Here is a 15,402-nt window from a genome sequence, read left to right as displayed (position 1 = left end):
TGACTGACGGCGGCCGCGGGTTCGTTGTGGCCGGTCGCGCAGTTCCCCGCGCCCCTGAGTGGGTTCACTTTTCCTGCGTTCAGAGCGAGGTTTGTCATGCTTTCGTCCGGGCCGAGCCGTCGTGCCGTTCTCGCCGCGACCGCTGCCACTGCCGCTGTCACCGCCGTTCCGTCCTTCCCCGCCGTGGCCGCGGCGGCCGGTTCCCCCTCCCCCTCCTACCGATGGCGCCAAGTCGTCATCGGTGGCACCGGGTTCGTCAGCGGGGTGCTCTTCCACCCCTCCGTCCGTGGGCTCGCCTACGCCCGTACCGACATCGGCGGGGCCTACCGCTGGGACGACCGGAGCGCGCGCTGGATCCCGCTCAACGACGATCTCGGGTGGGACGACTGGAACCTGCTCGGTGTCGAGGCCATGGCCGTCGACCCCGCCCACCCCGACCGGGTCTATCTCGCGCTCGGCACCTACACCCAGTCCTGGGCCGGCAACGGTGCCGTGCTGCGGTCCGAGGACCGGGGTGCCACCTGGGCGCGGACCGACCTCACCGTGAAGCTCGGCGGGAACGAGGACGGACGGGGGACGGGGGAGCGGTTGCTCGTCGATCCCCGCGACAGTGACACGCTGTGGCTGGGGACCAGACACGACGGGCTGCTCAAGTCCACGGACCGGGGCGCCACTTGGGCCACGGCGAGCGGCTTCCCGGGAACCCCGAGCGGCAGCGGCCAGGGCGTCACCCTGCTCGTAGCCGCCGGCCGGACCCTCTACGCAGGCTGGGGCGACTCCGACGGCACCACCCCCAGCCTGTTCCGCACCTCGGACGGCACCACCTGGGAGGCCGTCCCCGGACAGCCCTCCGGCATCAGTGCCAAGGTGCCGATCCGGGCCTCCTACGACTGCCACACCCGCGAGCTGTACGTCACCTACGCCGATGCACCCGGTCCCAACGGGCAGGCCGACGGCAGCGTGCACAAGCTGGCCGCGGGCAAGGGCAAGGGCAAGGGCAAGGGCAAGGGCAGCGGCACGTGGACGGACGTCACGCCGGTGAAGCCGGGCGGCACCACGAGCGACGGCTCCGCCGACACCTTCGGCTACGGCGGGGTGTCCGTCGACGCCCGCCGCCCCGGCACCCTCGTCGTCTCCACCAACGACCGCTGGGCGGCCGGCGACACCGTGTACCGGTCCACGAACGGCGGCCGCACCTGGACCTCCCTGAAGGACTCCGCGGTCCTCGACGTGTCCGAGACGCCGTTCCTCACCTTCGGCGCCGACCAGCCCAAGTTCGGCTGGTGGATCCAGGCCCTCGCCCTGGACCCGTACGACTCGAAGCACATCGTGTACGGCACCGGCGCCACCCTTTACGGCACCCGGGACCTCAAGCACTGGGCCCCGCAGATCCGTGGCCTGGAGGAGACCTCCGTACGGCACCTGATCTCGCCCCCGACCGGTCGGGCGCACCTGCTCAGCGGGCTCGGGGACGTCGGGGTGATGTACCACGAGCGCCTCACCGCATCGCCCTCGCGAGGGATGGCTTCGAACCCCGTTTTCGGGTCCGCGACCGGACTCGCCCAGGCCGCCGCCAAGCCCTCCTACGTCGTCCGCACGGGCTTCGGCGACCACGGCAACGGAGCCTTCTCGAACGACGGCGGCAAGACCTGGGAGCCCTTCGCGACCCAGCCCGCCCTCGCCAAGGACGCGCCGGGACCGATCGCGACCAACACCGACGGCAGCGTGCTGCTGTGGACCTTCGTGCACTGGGACGGCACCAAGTACCCGGCCCGGCGCTCCACGGACAACGGCGCCGTCTGGTCCGAGGTCCCGACCTTCCCCAAGGGCGCCACACCCGTCGCCGACCCGGTCGACCCCAAGCGCTTCTACGCCTACGACACCGACACGGGAACGGTCTACGCCAGCACCGACGGCGGCCTCTCCTTCACCGCGGGCGCCACCGGACTGCCCTCCGGGGACACCCAGTTCGAGCTGGTCGCGGCGCCCGGGCGGGTCGGTGACCTGTGGCTCTCCGCCAAGTGGAACGGCCTCTACCGGTCCACCGACGGCGGTGCGACCTTCACCAAGCTCACCAGCTGCCGGGCCTCGTACACGCTCGGCTTCGGCAAGGCCGCCGAGGGCGCCGACTATCCGGCGCTCTACCTGGTCGGCTCCACCGAGAGCAGCACCGCCGTGTACCGCTCCGACGACGAGGCGAAGACCTGGGTGCGGATCAACGACGACCGGCACCAGTGGGGCTGGACCGGCGAGACGATCAGCGGCGACCCGCGCGTCTACGGCCGTGTCTACATCGCCACCAACGGTCGGGGCATCCAGTACGGGGACCCGGTCTGATGCCCGGCCTGAGCACGGCGACCCGCGGCCGCATCCTCTTCGGCGGCGACTACAACCCCGAACAGTGGCCGGAGGAGACCTGGCGGGAGGACGTGCGGTTGATGACGGCCGCCGGCGTCAACTCCGTCACGCTGGGCGTCTTCTCCTGGGCGAAGCTCGAACCCCGGCCAGGAGAGCGGGAGTTCGGCTGGCTGGACCGGCTGATGGACCTGATGCACGAGAACGGCATCGGCGTCGTCCTCGCCACCCCGACCGCCTCGCCGCCGCCCTGGCTGGGCCACCTGCACCCCGACACGCTGCCCGTCGACCAGGACGGCCGCACCGAGCACTGGGGCGGACGCCAGCACTTCTCGCACTCCAGCGCCACCTACCGGCGCTTCGCCGCCGCCATCACCGAGGACCTCGCCGCCCGCTACGGCGGCCACCCAGCCCTCACCATGTGGCACATCAACAACGAGTACTGCACCTACGACTGGAGCGACGCGGCCGCCGCCCGCTTCAGGGTCTGGCTCCAGCGACGCTACGGCACCCTCGGCGCCCTCAACTCCGCCTGGGGCACAGCGTTCTGGAGTCAGGGCTACGGCGACTGGGCCGAGGTGCACACGCCCCGGCACGCGCACTACATGAAGAACCCCACCCAGGTTCTCGACTTCCGGCGGTTCACCTCCGACATGCTCCTGGAGTGCTACCTCGCCGAGCGGGACATCGTCCGCCGGGCCACCCCGCACCTCCCCGTGACCACCAACTTCATGCCGCTGTGGTCCGGGCAGGACGCCTGGCGGTGGGCCGAGGAGGAGGACGTCGTCTCCGTCGACATCTATCCCGACCCGCGTGATCCGCTCGGGGCCCAACAGGGTGCCCTCGTGCAGGACATGACCCGCTCCCAGGCCCGCGGCCCCTGGATGCTCATGGAGCAGGCCGCGGGGCCGGTCAACTGGCGGGGCGTGAACCACCCCAAACCCCGGGGCCTGAACCGGCTCTGGTCCCTCCAGGCCGTCGCACGCGGCGCCGACGCCGTCTGCTACTTCCAGTGGCGCCAGTCCCGCCAGGGCGCGGAGAAGTTCCACTCCGGGATGGTCAGCCACGCAGGGGAGGACGGCCGCACCTATCAGGAGGTCAAGCAGCTCGGCGCCGAACTCGCCCGGCTGGCACGGAAGGTGACCGGCAGCCACACCACCAACGAGATCGCGATCCTGCACGACTGGCACGCCTGGTGGGCCGGAGCCCAGGACGGCCGGCTCTCCGGCGAGGTCGATCACGCGGACGTACTCACGTCCTGGCACCGCGCCCTCTGGGAGGCCCACCTCACCACCGACTTCGCCCACCCCGACCACGACCTCACCCCCTACAAGGTGGTCGTCGTCCCCCAGCTCTACCTCCTCACCGACGCCGCGATCGACAAGCTCCTCGCCTACGTCCGCCAGGGCGGCACCCTCGTCTCCGGCTTCCTCACCGGCGTCGCCGACGAGGACGACCGGATACGCCCCGGCGGCATGGACGCCCGGCTGCGCGCACTGTTCGGCATCCGCACCCTGCACGAGTGGTGGCCGCTGGACGCGGGCGAGCACACCGAGTGCGAGAGCGCGCCGGGCGGTTTCCGGGGCACGCTGTGGTCCGAGGAGATCGAGGCGACCGAGGACGCCGTCACGGAGGCCGCCTACAAGGGCGGTGAGCTCGACGGGATGCCCGCGATCCTCCGCAGGGGCCGCGCCTGGTACCTCTCCACGCTTCCCGAACCGCACGCCCTGCGCGAGCTGCTCGCCCGGATCGCCCACGACGCGGGAGTGCGGCCCGCCCTCACCGGACTGCCCGACCAGGTCGAGGCGGTCCACCGCGGTGACCTGCTCTTCCTCCTCAACCACAGCCGTGAGGCGGTCACCGTCGAGGTGCCCGGCCCGCACCGGGACCTGCTGACGGGGCAGACCGGCACCGACCGGCTGACGCTGGGCCGCTACGGAGTGGCGGTACTCGAACGATGAACGACGGACCCGTCCGCGCACCCACCGGGTCGCACTGAGGACTTCCTCCGGCGCCGAACCGCTCGACCTCGTCGCCGGGGAAGACCACGTCATCCGTCTGGAGGCGTGGTAACTCCCCCCGCATTTCCCCCCACCCATGGAAGGGACACCATGGCAAAGAGCACCCTGACCAAGATCACCACGACGGTGCTGGCCCCGGCGATGGCCGTCGGCGCCCTGGTCGGCCTCGCCTCCGCCCCCGCGTCCGCCGCCGTCTGGAGCAGTTGCGACCAGTGGGGCAGCACCAGCCTCAACGGCTACACCCTCTACAACAACATCTGGGGCTCCGGCGCGGGCAGCCAGTGCATCTGGGCCAACTCCGGCACCAACTGGGGCGTCTGGGCCGACCACCCCAACACCGGCGGCATCAAGTCCTACCCGGACTCCAAGAAGGTGATCAACAAGTCGATCAACTCGCTCGGCTCGCTCACCAGCAACTACAACGTCTCGGTCCCGTCGTCCGGCGCGTACAACACGTCGTACGACATCTGGGACACCGCCTACCGCTACGAGATCATGCTCTGGGTCAACAAGACCGGGGCGGTGGGTCCGCTCGGCACCTCGCAGGGCAACGTGTCGCTCGGCGGACACACCTGGACCGTCTACAAGGGCACCAACGGGTCCAACCAGGTCTTCTCCTTCGTCCGTACCTCCAACTCCAGCTCCGGCACGGTGAACATCCTGCCGATCCTGAAGTGGATCAAGGACACCAAGGGCTGGTTCGGCAACGAGACCATCGGTGACGTGCAGTTCGGCTTCGAGATCACCAGCTCCTCCGGCGGCCTGAATTTCACGGCCAACAACCTGACCGTGAGCAGCAGTTGACCTGATCTTGGGAGTACGTCGGGTTGGATGGGCACATGCGTACCACCACCCCCCTCCGACGTGCCCTGATCACCGTGACCGCGACCGCGGCCGTCGTCCTCGGCGCGACGGGTTCCGCGGTCGCGGTTCCGGTCTCCGGCACCGCCACGGCCCCCCACGCCGCCGCCCTCTCCCTGTCCCCCCTGCACCCGGTCGTCGAGCTGGCCGCCGAGCGCCTGGCCACCGCCGACCTCGTCGCCGCCGCAAAGTGGGGCACCGACAGCCCCATCGACGACCCGGCCCGCGAGCAGCAGGTCCTCGACAACGTGGCCGCCCAGGCCCAGCAGCTCGGCGCCGACCCGGACGAGATCCGGACGATCTTCCGCGACCAGATCGAGGCCAACAAGGTGGTCCAGCGCGGTCTGTTCCAGCGCTGGACCGACCACCCCGACCAGGCCCCGACGACCAAGCCGGACCTGACCGTCGTACGCCAGCAGATCAACCAGATCACCAGCGCACTGGTCCAGGCCCTGGCCGACACCGCGGAGAACCGCGGCACCTTCGTCTGCCGCCCCGAACTGGCCCTGGCGACTTTCCAGGTCCACTACGAGAACCACCTGGACGCCCTGCACACCCGAGCCCTGCACAGGGCGCTGCCGTCAATCTGCCGGGGCTGAAGGAGTCTTTTTCTTTTAGGGGCGCGGGGAACTGCGCGACCAGCCACAGCGAAGCCGCACCCGAGGAACGACCTACTGCGCCCCTTCCCGAATCGGCACCCGCGCCCCGTCCCGCAGAAACAACGGAATCCGGTCCAACGGCGCATCGACAGTCACCGTGGCCCCACCCTCATACGTCACTCCCGTCCAAGCATCCGTCCACGACGAACCCACCGGAAGATAAGCGGCCCGGGCCCTCGCTCCAGCGTCAAGCACCGGCGCCACCAGCACATCCGCCCCGAACAGATACGCGTCGTCGACCCCCCACGCCACCGGGTCCTCCGGGAACTCCAGGAACAGCGGCCGCATCGGCGGCAGCCCCTCCTCGTGCGCCTCGCGCATCACCCGGAGCACGTACGGCCGCAACCGCTCCCGCAGCCGCAGGTACTTCTCCAGGATCGCGCCGGCCTCCTCCCCGTACGACCACACCTCGTTCGGCCCGCCCGTCATGTCCGGCCCCAGCGGCATCCCCGGGTCACGGAACCCGTGCAGCCGCATCAGCGGTGACAGCGCGCCGAACTGGAACCAGCGGACCATGACCTCGCGGTACGCCGGGTCGTCCGGGTCGCCGCCGTGGAAGCCGCCGATGTCCGTGTTCCACCAGGGAATCCCGGACATCGCGGTGTTGAGTCCGGCCGCGATCTGCGTCCGCAGGGTGGCGAAGTCGGTGCCGATGTCACCGGACCACAGCGCGGCGCCGTAGCGCTGACTGCCCGCCCAGGCCGAGCGGTTGAGGGTGATGACCTCCTCGCCGGCCGCCGTCAGGCCCTCGTGGAAGGTGCGGGAGTTCTCCGCCGGGTAGCTGTTGCCGACCTCCAGTCCGGGCCCCGCCCAGTAGCGCAGGTTCTCCTGGAAGCCCGGCTTCAGTTCCGGCTCGCACGCGTCCAGCCAGAACGCCGTGATGCCGTACGGCTCCAGGTAGTTCTCCTTCACGCGCGACCACACGAACTCGCGGGCCTCCGGGTTCGTGGCGTCGTAGAAGGCGACCTGGACCGTGGAGGCGACCTCCTTGTCCGGCCAGTCGGCGTGCGCCATCGGGCCGTACTGGGTGCCGATGAAGTACCCGCGCTGCTCCATCACGGGGTGGTTCTCGCTCAGCGGCGACACCGACGGCCACACGCTGACCACCAACTTGATGCCCAGCTCCTCCAGTTCACGGACCATCGCCGCCGGGTCGGGCCACTCGGCCGGGTCGAACTTCCACTCGCCGAGGTGCGTCCAGTGGAAGAAGTCGCAGACGATCGCCGAGAGGGGCAGCCCGCGTCGCTTGTACTCCCGTGCCACGCCGAGGAGTTCGTCCTGGGTGCGGTAGCGCAGCTTGCACTGCCAGAACCCGGCCGCCCACTCCGGCAGCATCGGCGTACGGCCCGTCACCGCGCTGTAGCGGCGCTGGCCGTCCGCCGGGTCGCCCGCGGTGATCCAGTAGTCGATCTGGCGGGCCGAGTCGGCCACCCAGCGCGTGCCGTTGTGGGCGAGTTCCACTCGGCCGATCGCCGGGTTGTTCCACAGCAGGGTGTAGCCGCGGCTGGAGGCCAGGACCGGGATGGCGACCTCGGCGTTGCGCTGGACCAGGTCCACCACCAGGCCCTTCTGGTCCAGCCTGCCGTGCTGGTGCTGGCCGAGCCCGTACAGCTTCTCGTCGTCGTAGGCGGCGAAGCGCTGCTCCAGCCGGTGGTGGCCGTTGCCGACCGCCGTGTAGAGGCGAGAGCCGGGCCACCAGAAGTGGGCGCGGGCCTCCGCGAGCAGTTCGGCGGAGTCCTCGGTGCGCAGGAAGCGGAGCTGCCCCTCGGCGTCGACGTGGACGGTCAGCGCGCCCACGGTCAACCAGGCTTCCCCGTCAACGGTCTTGACCGTGCTCTCGGTGGCCGGCGGCTCGTCGAGCAGAGCGCCCGGCAGCCCCTCGAGGACCGGCCCGCCGAGCCGGGCCCGCACCCGGACCGCGTCCGGGCCCCAGGGCTCGATGCGCACGGTCTCCTGGCGCCCGCTCCACTCCAGCGCGCCGTCCCGCTCCCGGAAGGTGCCGACGGTGGGGGAGGACTGCGCGAGGCTGACCTTGGGCTGTACTGCGGCAGGCTGGTTCACGAGGGGGCTCCTGAAGGCATGCGGACAGGGGCGTGCCGCACAGTCACGGAACGCGTGGTGTGGGGTGGGTCGGATCCGGTGGGCGGGATCTGACGGATGGGGCCGACGGATGGGATCCGGTGGACGGGATCGGGTGGAAGGGCTCCGATGGACTGGCTCCGGTGGTGTCAGGACACCGAAGGCGCCGGCCCCGTGCTCGACCGGACCGTCAACTCGGGTTCGAGCAGGACGACTTCGTCCTCACCGCGGCCCTCCAGCTTCGCGGCGAGACGTTCCACGGCGTGCCGGCCCATCTCCTGGGCGGGGATGGAGACCGAGCTCAGCCGCACCGAGGCCTGGAGGGCGACCTGTTCGGGGCAGATCGCGACCACCGAGACGTCCTCGGGGACGGCCCGGCCCTGCTGCCGCAGCAGCGCGAGCAGCGGCTCCACCGCCTGTTCGTTCTGCACGACGAACCCGGTCGTGGCAGGGCGCTCGTCGAGGATCCGGGCGACGGTCACGGCCATCGCGTCGTACCCGCCGTCGCACGGCCGGTGCAGCAGTCGTACGCCCAATTCCAGGGCGCGGGACCGCAGTCCGTCGAGTGTGCGCTCGGCGAAACCGGTGTGCCGCTCGTAGACCGCGGGGGCCTCGCCGATGACAGCGATGTCGCGGTGACCGAGCTTCGCGAGATGCTCCACGCACAGCGCGCCGGTGGCCCGGAAGTCGAGGTCGACGCAGGTCAGCCCCGAGGTGTCGGCGGGGAGGCCGATGAGCACGGACGGCTGGTCGGTGCCGCGCAGCAGCGGCAGCCGCTCGTCGTCGAGCTCGACGTCCATCAGGATCATCGCGTCCGCCAGACCGCTGCCGGTCACCCGGCGCACCGCGTCGGGACCCTCCTCACCGGTCAGCAGGAGCACGTCGTAGCCGTGCGTACGGGCCGTGGTGGCCACCGCGATGGCGATCTCCATCATCACCGGCACGTACATGTCGGTGCGGAGCGGGACCATCAGCGCGATGATGTTCGACCTGCTGCTGGCGAGCGCGCGGGCGCCCGCGTTCGGGTGGTAGCCGAGTTCCCGGATGCTCTGCTCGACCCGGTGCCGGGTGGTCGTGGAGATGGACCGCTTGCCACTGAGGACATAGCTCACCGTGCTGGCCGAGACTCCGGCGTGCTGGGCGACCTCGGCGAGGGTGACCATCCAGCTCTCCAAGCTTTGTGAAGCGCTTCGACAGTGCGCAGTGCGAACAGGTGGGGGTGGGGGGTGGTTCGACAGTAGCTCCCCCGCGAGTGGGTGTCCATAGGCTGTCGAAGCGCTTCGACAGAGACTCCTGTGCGGGACGAGGCCTCCTGCCTACCACGACAGGAACACCGAACACGAGTACGCCGCCGGTACCGGGCCCTCCGGGGCGCCGACCGCTCGACACCGCGTCGCGTTCCGTCGGCTTCGGCCGAACGGCCGCGCGCGGGGTGGTGGCCTCGCCCGGGATCAGGTACATACGATCGAGTAGCACCGGTCAGTAACGCATCGGCACCAAGATCCCGATTCGCGACGAGGTGAGCCCCAATGTCCGCACCGTCCACCAAGCCCGTCGTCACCGAACGCGAGGCCCGCGAGGTGGCGGAGGCCGCCCGGGAGCAGGACTGGCGCAAGCCCAGCTTCGCCAAGGAACTGTTCCTCGGGCGGTTCCGGCTCGACCTCATCCACCCGCACCCCGTGCCCCCCGCCGAGGACGCCCGGCGCGGCGAGGAGTTCCTCGCCCAGCTCCGCGACTTCTGCGAGACGAAGGTCGACGGCGCTCTCATCGAACGCGAGGCCCGCATCCCCGACGACATCGTCAACGGGCTCAAGGAACTCGGTGCCTTCGGCATGAAGATCGACCCCAAGTACGGCGGCCTCGGCCTCACCCAGGTGTACTACAACAAGGCACTGGCCCTCGTGGGTTCCGCCAGCCCCGCCATCGGCGTGCTGCTCTCCGCCCACCAGTCGATCGGCGTACCGCAGCCGCTCAAACTCTTCGGCACCCAGGAGCAGAAGGAGAAGTTCCTGCCCCGGTGCGCCCGCACCGACATCAGCGCCTTCCTGCTCACCGAGCCGGACGTCGGCTCGGACCCCGCCCGGCTGGCCACCACCGCACTGCCCGACGGGGACGACTACATCCTCGACGGAGTGAAACTCTGGACCACCAACGGCGTGGTCGCCGACCTCCTCGTGGTCATGGCCCGCGTCCCCAGGAGCGAGGGCCACAAGGGCGGCATCACCGCCTTCGTCGTGGAGACCGACTCACCCGGCGTCACCGTCGAGAACCGCAACGCCTTCATGGGCCTGCGCGGCATCGAGAACGGCGTCACCCGCTTCCACCAGGTCCGGGTTCCGGCCGCGAACCGCGTCGGCCCCGAGGGCGCCGGCCTGAAGATCGCGCTCACCACCCTCAACACCGGCCGCCTCTCCCTGCCCGCCTCCTGCGTGGCCGCCGGCAAGTGGAGCCTGAAGATCGCCCGCGAATGGTCCGCGGCCCGCGAGCAGTGGGGCAAGCCGATCGCCCACCACGAGGCCGTCGGCTCCAAGATCTCCTTCATCGCGGCGACCACCTTCGCCCTGGAGGCCGTCCTCGATCTCTCGTCCCAGATGGCCGACGAGAACCGCAACGACATCCGCATCGAGGGCGCCCTCGCCAAGCTCTACGCCTCCGAGATGGCCTGGCTCGTCGCCGACGAACTCGTCCAGATCCGCGGCGGCCGCGGCTTCGAGACCGCCGAGTCCCTGCGCGCCCGCGGCGAGAAGGCCGTCCCCGCCGAACAGGTCCTGCGCGACCTGCGCATCAACCGCATCTTCGAGGGCTCCACCGAGATCATGCACCTCCTCATCGCCCGCGAGGCCGTCGACGCCCACCTCTCCGTGGCGGGCGACCTGATCGACCCGGACAAGTCCCTGTCCGACAAGGCCAAGGCAGGCGCGAACGCCGGCGTCTTCTACGCCAAGTGGCTCCCCAAACTGGTCGCAGGACCCGGACAACTCCCCACCTCCTACGCCGAGTTCAAACGCGAGGTCGACCTCTCGACGCATCTCCGCTACGTCGAACGCACCTCCCGCAAGCTAGCCCGCACCACCTTCTACGCGATGTCCCGCTGGCAGGGCCGCATGGAGACCAAGCAGGGCTTCCTCGGCCGGATCGTGGACATCGGCGCGGAGCTGTTCGCCATGTCCGCGGCCTGCGTCCGAGCCGAACTGCTGCGCAGCACCGAGTCCCACGGCCGCGAGGCCTACCAGCTCGCCGACGCCTTCTGCCACCAGTCCCGGCTGCGCGTCGAGGAACTCTTCGGCCGCCTCTGGAACAACACCGACGACCAGGACCGCAAGGTCGTCAAGGGAGTCATGTCCGGCACCTACGCCTGGCTGGAGGACGGCATCGTCGACCCCTCCGGCGAAGGCGCCTGGATCGCCGACGCCACCCCCGGCCCCTCCGAGAAGGAGAACGTCCACCGCCCGATCCGGTGACCCCGCGAGGACAGCGCACCCCCTGAGGGGACGCGCTGTCCTCCTACGCCGTCCTTACGGCCACAATGGAACGATGAGCGACAGTCCAGCCCCCCTCGCCGACCCGCACCTCGTCTACGACCCGGTCGCGGGCGACGGGCCGAAGGACGTGGTGATCCTCGGCTCCACGGGCTCCATCGGCACCCAGGCCATCGACCTCGTGCTGCGCAACCCCGACCGGTTCCGGGTCACCGGGCTCTCCGCCAACGGCGGCCGCGTCGCGCTCCTCGCCGAGCAGGCACACCGGCTCGGGGTACGGACCGTCGCGGTCGCCCGCGAGGACGTCGTCCCGCAGCTGCGCGAGGCGCTCACCAGTCTCCACGGCCCGGGTCGACCGCTCCCCGACATACTCGCCGGACCCGACGCGGCCACCCACCTGGCCGCCTCCGACTGCCACACCGTCCTCAACGGCATCACCGGCTCTATCGGCCTCGCCCCCACCCTCGCCGCCCTGAAGGCGGGCCGCACCCTCGCGCTCGCCAACAAGGAGTCCCTCATCGTGGGCGGCCCGCTGGTCAAGGCACTCGCCGAGCCCGGCCAGATCATCCCGGTCGACTCCGAGCACGCGGCCCTCTTCCAGTCCCTGGCCTCCGGGACCCGGGCCGACGTCCGCAAGCTGGTCGTCACCGCGTCCGGCGGCCCCTTCCGCGGCCGTACCAAAGCAGATCTCGCCCAGGTGACCGTCGAGGACGCCCTCGCCCACCCCACCTGGGCCATGGGCCCGGTCATCACCATCAACTCCGCGACCCTCGTCAACAAGGGACTCGAAGTCATCGAGGCACACCTCCTCTACGACATTCCCTTCGACAGGATTGAGGTGGTCGTGCATCCCCAGTCGTATGTCCACTCGATGGTTGAGTTCACCGACGGATCCACGATCGCCCAGGCGACGCCCCCCGACATGCGGGGGCCGATCGCCATCGGTCTCGGCTGGCCCGAGCGCGTCCCCGACGCGGCCCCCGCCTTCGACTGGAGCAAGGCGTCGACCTGGGAGTTCTTCCCGCTCGACAACGAGGCGTTCCCCTCGGTGAACCTCGCGCGGCACGTGGGCGAGCTCGCGGGCACGGCCCCGGCGGTGTTCAATGCCGCCAACGAGGAGTGCGTCGAGGCCTTCCGGGCCGGCGCACTGCCGTTCAACGGGATCATGGAGACCGTGACCCGGGTGGTGGACGAGCACGGAACCCCGAGCCGGGGAACCTCGCTCACCGTCGCGGACGTCCTCGAAGCGGAGACCTGGGCGCGGACCCGGGCCCGGGAACTGACGGCACAGACGGCGGAGGCCCGTGCATGACGACCCTGATGTTCATCCTCGGCATAGGGCTCTTCGCCCTCGGCCTCCTCGTCTCGATCGCGTGGCACGAACTGGGTCACCTGTCCTTCGCCAAGCTGTTCGGCATCCGCGTGCCGCAGTACATGGTCGGCTTCGGGCCCACCGTCTGGTCCCGCAAGAAGGGTGAGACGGAGTACGGCATCAAGGCCGTTCCCTTCGGCGGCTACATCCGCATGATCGGCATGTTCCCGCCCGGCGACGACGGCCGGATCAGCGCCCGTTCGACCTCCCCCTGGCGCGGCATGATCGAGGACGCCCGCTCGGCCGCCTTCGAGGAACTCCAGCCGGGCGACGAGAAACGCCTCTTCTACACCCGTAAGCCCTGGAAGCGCGTCATCGTGATGTTCGCGGGCCCCTTCGCGAACCTCGTCCTCGCGGTCGCCCTGTTCCTCACCGTCCTCATGGGCTTCGGCATCTCCCAGCAGACCAACACGGTCAGCTCGGTCTCCAAGTGCGTGATCGCCCAGAGCCAGAACCGCGAGACCTGCAAGGCCTCCGACCCCGCCTCCCCGGCCGCGGCCGCCGGCCTCAAGGCGGGCGACAAGATCATCGCGTTCAACGGCGTGAAGACGGACGACTGGAACAAGCTCTCCGACCTCATTCGTGCCAACCCCGACAAGACGGTCCCGATCGTCGTCGAGCGCGACGGCAAGGGCCTCACCCTCACCGCGAAGATCGCCTCCAACCAGGTCGCCAAGAAGGACTCCAGCGGCCAGTACGTCCAGGGCGAGTACGTCACCGCCGGCTTCCTCGGCTTCAGCGCCGCCACCGGCATCGTCAAGCAGGACTTCGGCGACTCCGTGGTGTGGATGGGCGACCGCGTCGGCGAGGCCGTCGACTCCCTCGCCGCCCTGCCCGGCAAGATCCCCGCCCTGTGGAACGCGGCCTTCGACAACGCCCCGCGCCAGCCGGACTCCCCGATGGGCGTGGTCGGAGCGGCGAGGGTCGGCGGCGAGATCTTCACCCTGGACATCCCGCCCACCCAGCAACTCGCCATGGCGCTGATGCTGGTGGCGGGCTTCAACCTCTCCCTGTTCCTCTTCAACATGCTCCCGCTGCTCCCCCTGGACGGCGGCCACATCGCGGGCGCCCTCTGGGAGTCCCTCCGCCGCAACCTGGCCAGGCTCCTCAAGCGCCCGGACCCGGGCCCGTTCGACGTGGCGAAGCTGATGCCGGTGGCTTATGTGGTGGCGGGGATCTTCATCTGCTTCACGGTCCTCGTCCTCATCGCGGACGTCGTCAACCCGGTCCGCATCTCGTAGCCGTACGGCGTTCAAGGCGGCCCGGTGTGCCCCATGCCGGGCCGCCTTCCATTGAGTGGGTTTGGTGGGCGGGATGTGCTCGTGGGCCGGTCGGTGCCGTAATCTCGAAGTCTGGAGCCCGCCGCTGACGGGACCTGGACCTTGATCCACGACTTGGGGTTGCACAGCAGATGACTGCGATTTCTCTCGGCATGCCGTCCGTTCCGACCAGGGTTGCCGAGCGCCGCAAGAGCCGGCAGATCCAGGTCGGGTCTGTGGCGGTCGGCGGTGACGCCCCCGTCTCCGTGCAGTCGATGACCACGACGCGTACGTCGGACATCGGCGCCACGCTCCAGCAGATCGCCGAGCTGACGGCGTCCGGTTGCCAGATCGTGCGGGTGGCGTGTCCCACCCAGGACGACGCGGACGCGCTGGCGACCATCGCGCGCAAGTCGCAGATCCCGGTGATCGCGGACATCCACTTCCAGCCGAAGTACGTGTTCGCGGCGATCGAGGCCGGCTGTGCGGCCGTCCGCGTCAACCCCGGCAACATCAAGCAGTTCGACGACAAGGTCAAGGAGATCGCGAAGGCGGCGCGCGACCACGGCACCCCGATCCGCATCGGCGTGAACGCGGGCTCCCTGGACCGCCGGCTGCTCCAGAAGTACGGCAAGGCGACCCCGGAGGCCCTCGTGGAGAGCGCCCTGTGGGAGGCATCCCTCTTCGAGGAGCACGACTTCCGCGACATCAAGATCTCCGTCAAGCACAACGACCCGGTCGTCATGATCGAGGCGTACAAGCAGCTCGCCGCCCAGTGCGACTACCCGCTGCACCTCGGTGTGACGGAGGCCGGCCCGGCGTTCCAGGGCACGATCAAGTCGGCCGTGGCCTTCGGCGCCCTCCTCTCCCAGGGCATCGGCGACACGATTCGCGTGTCCCTCTCGGCCCCGCCGGTCGAGGAGGTCAAGGTCGGCAACCAGATCCTGGAGTCCCTGAACCTCAAGCAGCGCGGCCTGGAGATCGTCTCCTGCCCGTCCTGCGGCCGCGCCCAGGTCGACGTCTACAAGCTGGCCGAGGAGGTCACGGCAGGCCTGACCGGCATGGAGGTCCCCCTCCGCGTCGCCGTCATGGGCTGTGTCGTCAACGGCCCCGGCGAGGCCCGCGAGGCCGACCTCGGCGTCGCCTCCGGCAACGGCAAGGGCCAGATCTTCGTCAAGGGTGAGGTCATCAAGACGGTCCCCGAGTCCAAGATCGTGGAAACCCTCATCGAGGAGGCGATGAAGATCGCCGAGCAGATGCAGGACGCGGGCGTGGAGTCGGGTGAGCCGTCGGTGTCCGTGGCGGGCTGACGCCCGT

General features: G+C 70.0%; 10 protein-coding genes. 8 read left to right on the top strand and 2 right to left on the bottom strand.

What is annotated here, in order from left to right; all coding sequences use genetic code 11:
* The first annotated feature begins 96 nt into the window (after positions 1-96).
* The 4 genes from IF54_RS0107165 (at position 97) to IF54_RS0107150 (ending at position 5,836) form a co-directional block, all read left to right on the top strand.
* Complete coding sequence (locus tag IF54_RS0107165) at positions 97-2,337, top strand: WD40/YVTN/BNR-like repeat-containing protein (protein WP_030315721.1); 2,241 nt, start codon at positions 97-99, stop codon at positions 2,335-2,337.
* Complete coding sequence (locus IF54_RS0107160) at positions 2,337-4,316, top strand: beta-galactosidase (RefSeq protein WP_030315720.1); 1,980 nt, start codon at positions 2,337-2,339, stop codon at positions 4,314-4,316. The genes IF54_RS0107165 and IF54_RS0107160 overlap by 1 nt, the downstream gene beginning before the upstream one ends.
* 150 nt (positions 4,317-4,466) lie before the next feature.
* Complete coding sequence (locus tag IF54_RS0107155) at positions 4,467-5,180, top strand: glycoside hydrolase family 12 protein (RefSeq protein WP_030315719.1); 714 nt, start codon at positions 4,467-4,469, stop codon at positions 5,178-5,180.
* Between the two features lie 35 nt (positions 5,181-5,215).
* Positions 5,216-5,836 carry a chorismate mutase gene (locus IF54_RS0107150; RefSeq protein WP_030315718.1) on the top strand — a complete coding sequence of 207 codons (621 nt, stop codon included), beginning with the start codon at positions 5,216-5,218 and terminating at the stop codon, positions 5,834-5,836.
* A gap of 72 nt (positions 5,837-5,908) precedes the next feature.
* Here IF54_RS0107150 and IF54_RS0107145 read toward each other — a convergent pair whose 3' ends face one another.
* Positions 5,909-7,957: a TIM-barrel domain-containing protein gene (locus IF54_RS0107145; protein ID WP_030315716.1), complete on the bottom strand. Its 2,049-nt coding sequence runs from the start codon at positions 7,955-7,957 to the stop codon at positions 5,909-5,911.
* Positions 7,958-8,124: 167 nt separating this feature from the next.
* Positions 8,125-9,138 carry a LacI family DNA-binding transcriptional regulator gene (locus IF54_RS0107140; protein WP_030315713.1) on the bottom strand — a complete coding sequence of 338 codons (1,014 nt, stop codon included), beginning with the start codon at positions 9,136-9,138 and terminating at the stop codon, positions 8,125-8,127.
* Between the two features lie 366 nt (positions 9,139-9,504).
* Here IF54_RS0107140 and IF54_RS0107135 point away from each other — a divergent pair, with 366 nt between their 5' ends.
* From IF54_RS0107135 to ispG, 4 genes are all read left to right on the top strand, one after another.
* Positions 9,505-11,436, top strand: a complete 1,932-nt coding sequence (locus IF54_RS0107135; RefSeq protein ID WP_030315711.1) for an acyl-CoA dehydrogenase family protein — start codon at positions 9,505-9,507, stop codon at positions 11,434-11,436.
* Between the two features lie 73 nt (positions 11,437-11,509).
* Complete coding sequence (gene dxr / locus IF54_RS0107130; RefSeq protein WP_030315709.1) at positions 11,510-12,766, top strand: 1-deoxy-D-xylulose-5-phosphate reductoisomerase; 1,257 nt, start codon at positions 11,510-11,512, stop codon at positions 12,764-12,766.
* Positions 12,767-12,774: 8 nt separating this feature from the next.
* On the top strand, positions 12,775-14,067 hold the full coding sequence (locus IF54_RS0107125; RefSeq protein ID WP_107047806.1) for a M50 family metallopeptidase: 1,293 nt from the start codon (positions 12,775-12,777) through the stop codon (positions 14,065-14,067).
* Positions 14,068-14,237: 170 nt separating this feature from the next.
* Entirely contained in the window at positions 14,238-15,395 is a 1,158-nt protein-coding gene (gene ispG, locus IF54_RS0107120) for a flavodoxin-dependent (E)-4-hydroxy-3-methylbut-2-enyl-diphosphate synthase (protein ID WP_028809840.1), read from the top strand.
* Positions 15,396-15,402: the final 7 nt, after the last annotated feature.

It is taken from the genome of Streptomyces sp. NRRL B-3229, from assembly GCF_000719505.1.
Lineage (GTDB): Bacteria > Actinomycetota > Actinomycetes > Streptomycetales > Streptomycetaceae > Streptomyces > Streptomyces griseorubiginosus.
The sequence above is the reverse complement of the archived record's forward strand: the minus strand, read 5'-3'. Positions and strand labels throughout refer to the sequence as shown.

Bases quoted from the DNA above. Each gene is read 5' to 3' on its own strand.
- IF54_RS0107135 (WP_030315711.1), top strand. From the start codon at position 9,505: ATGTCCGCACCGTCCACCAAGCCCGTCGTCACCGAACGCGAGGCCCGC.
- ispG (WP_028809840.1), top strand. From the start codon at position 14,238: ATGACTGCGATTTCTCTCGGCATGCCGTCCGTTCCGACCAGGGTTGCC.
- IF54_RS0107155 (WP_030315719.1), top strand. From the start codon at position 4,467: ATGGCAAAGAGCACCCTGACCAAGATCACCACGACGGTGCTGGCCCCG.
- IF54_RS0107165 (WP_030315721.1), top strand. From the start codon at position 97: ATGCTTTCGTCCGGGCCGAGCCGTCGTGCCGTTCTCGCCGCGACCGCT.
- IF54_RS0107140 (WP_030315713.1), bottom strand. From the start codon at position 9,138: ATGGTCACCCTCGCCGAGGTCGCCCAGCACGCCGGAGTCTCGGCCAGC.
- IF54_RS0107150 (WP_030315718.1), top strand. From the start codon at position 5,216: ATGCGTACCACCACCCCCCTCCGACGTGCCCTGATCACCGTGACCGCG.
- IF54_RS0107160 (WP_030315720.1), top strand. From the start codon at position 2,337: ATGCCCGGCCTGAGCACGGCGACCCGCGGCCGCATCCTCTTCGGCGGC.
- IF54_RS0107125 (WP_107047806.1), top strand. From the start codon at position 12,775: ATGTTCATCCTCGGCATAGGGCTCTTCGCCCTCGGCCTCCTCGTCTCG.
- dxr (WP_030315709.1), top strand. From the start codon at position 11,510: ATGAGCGACAGTCCAGCCCCCCTCGCCGACCCGCACCTCGTCTACGAC.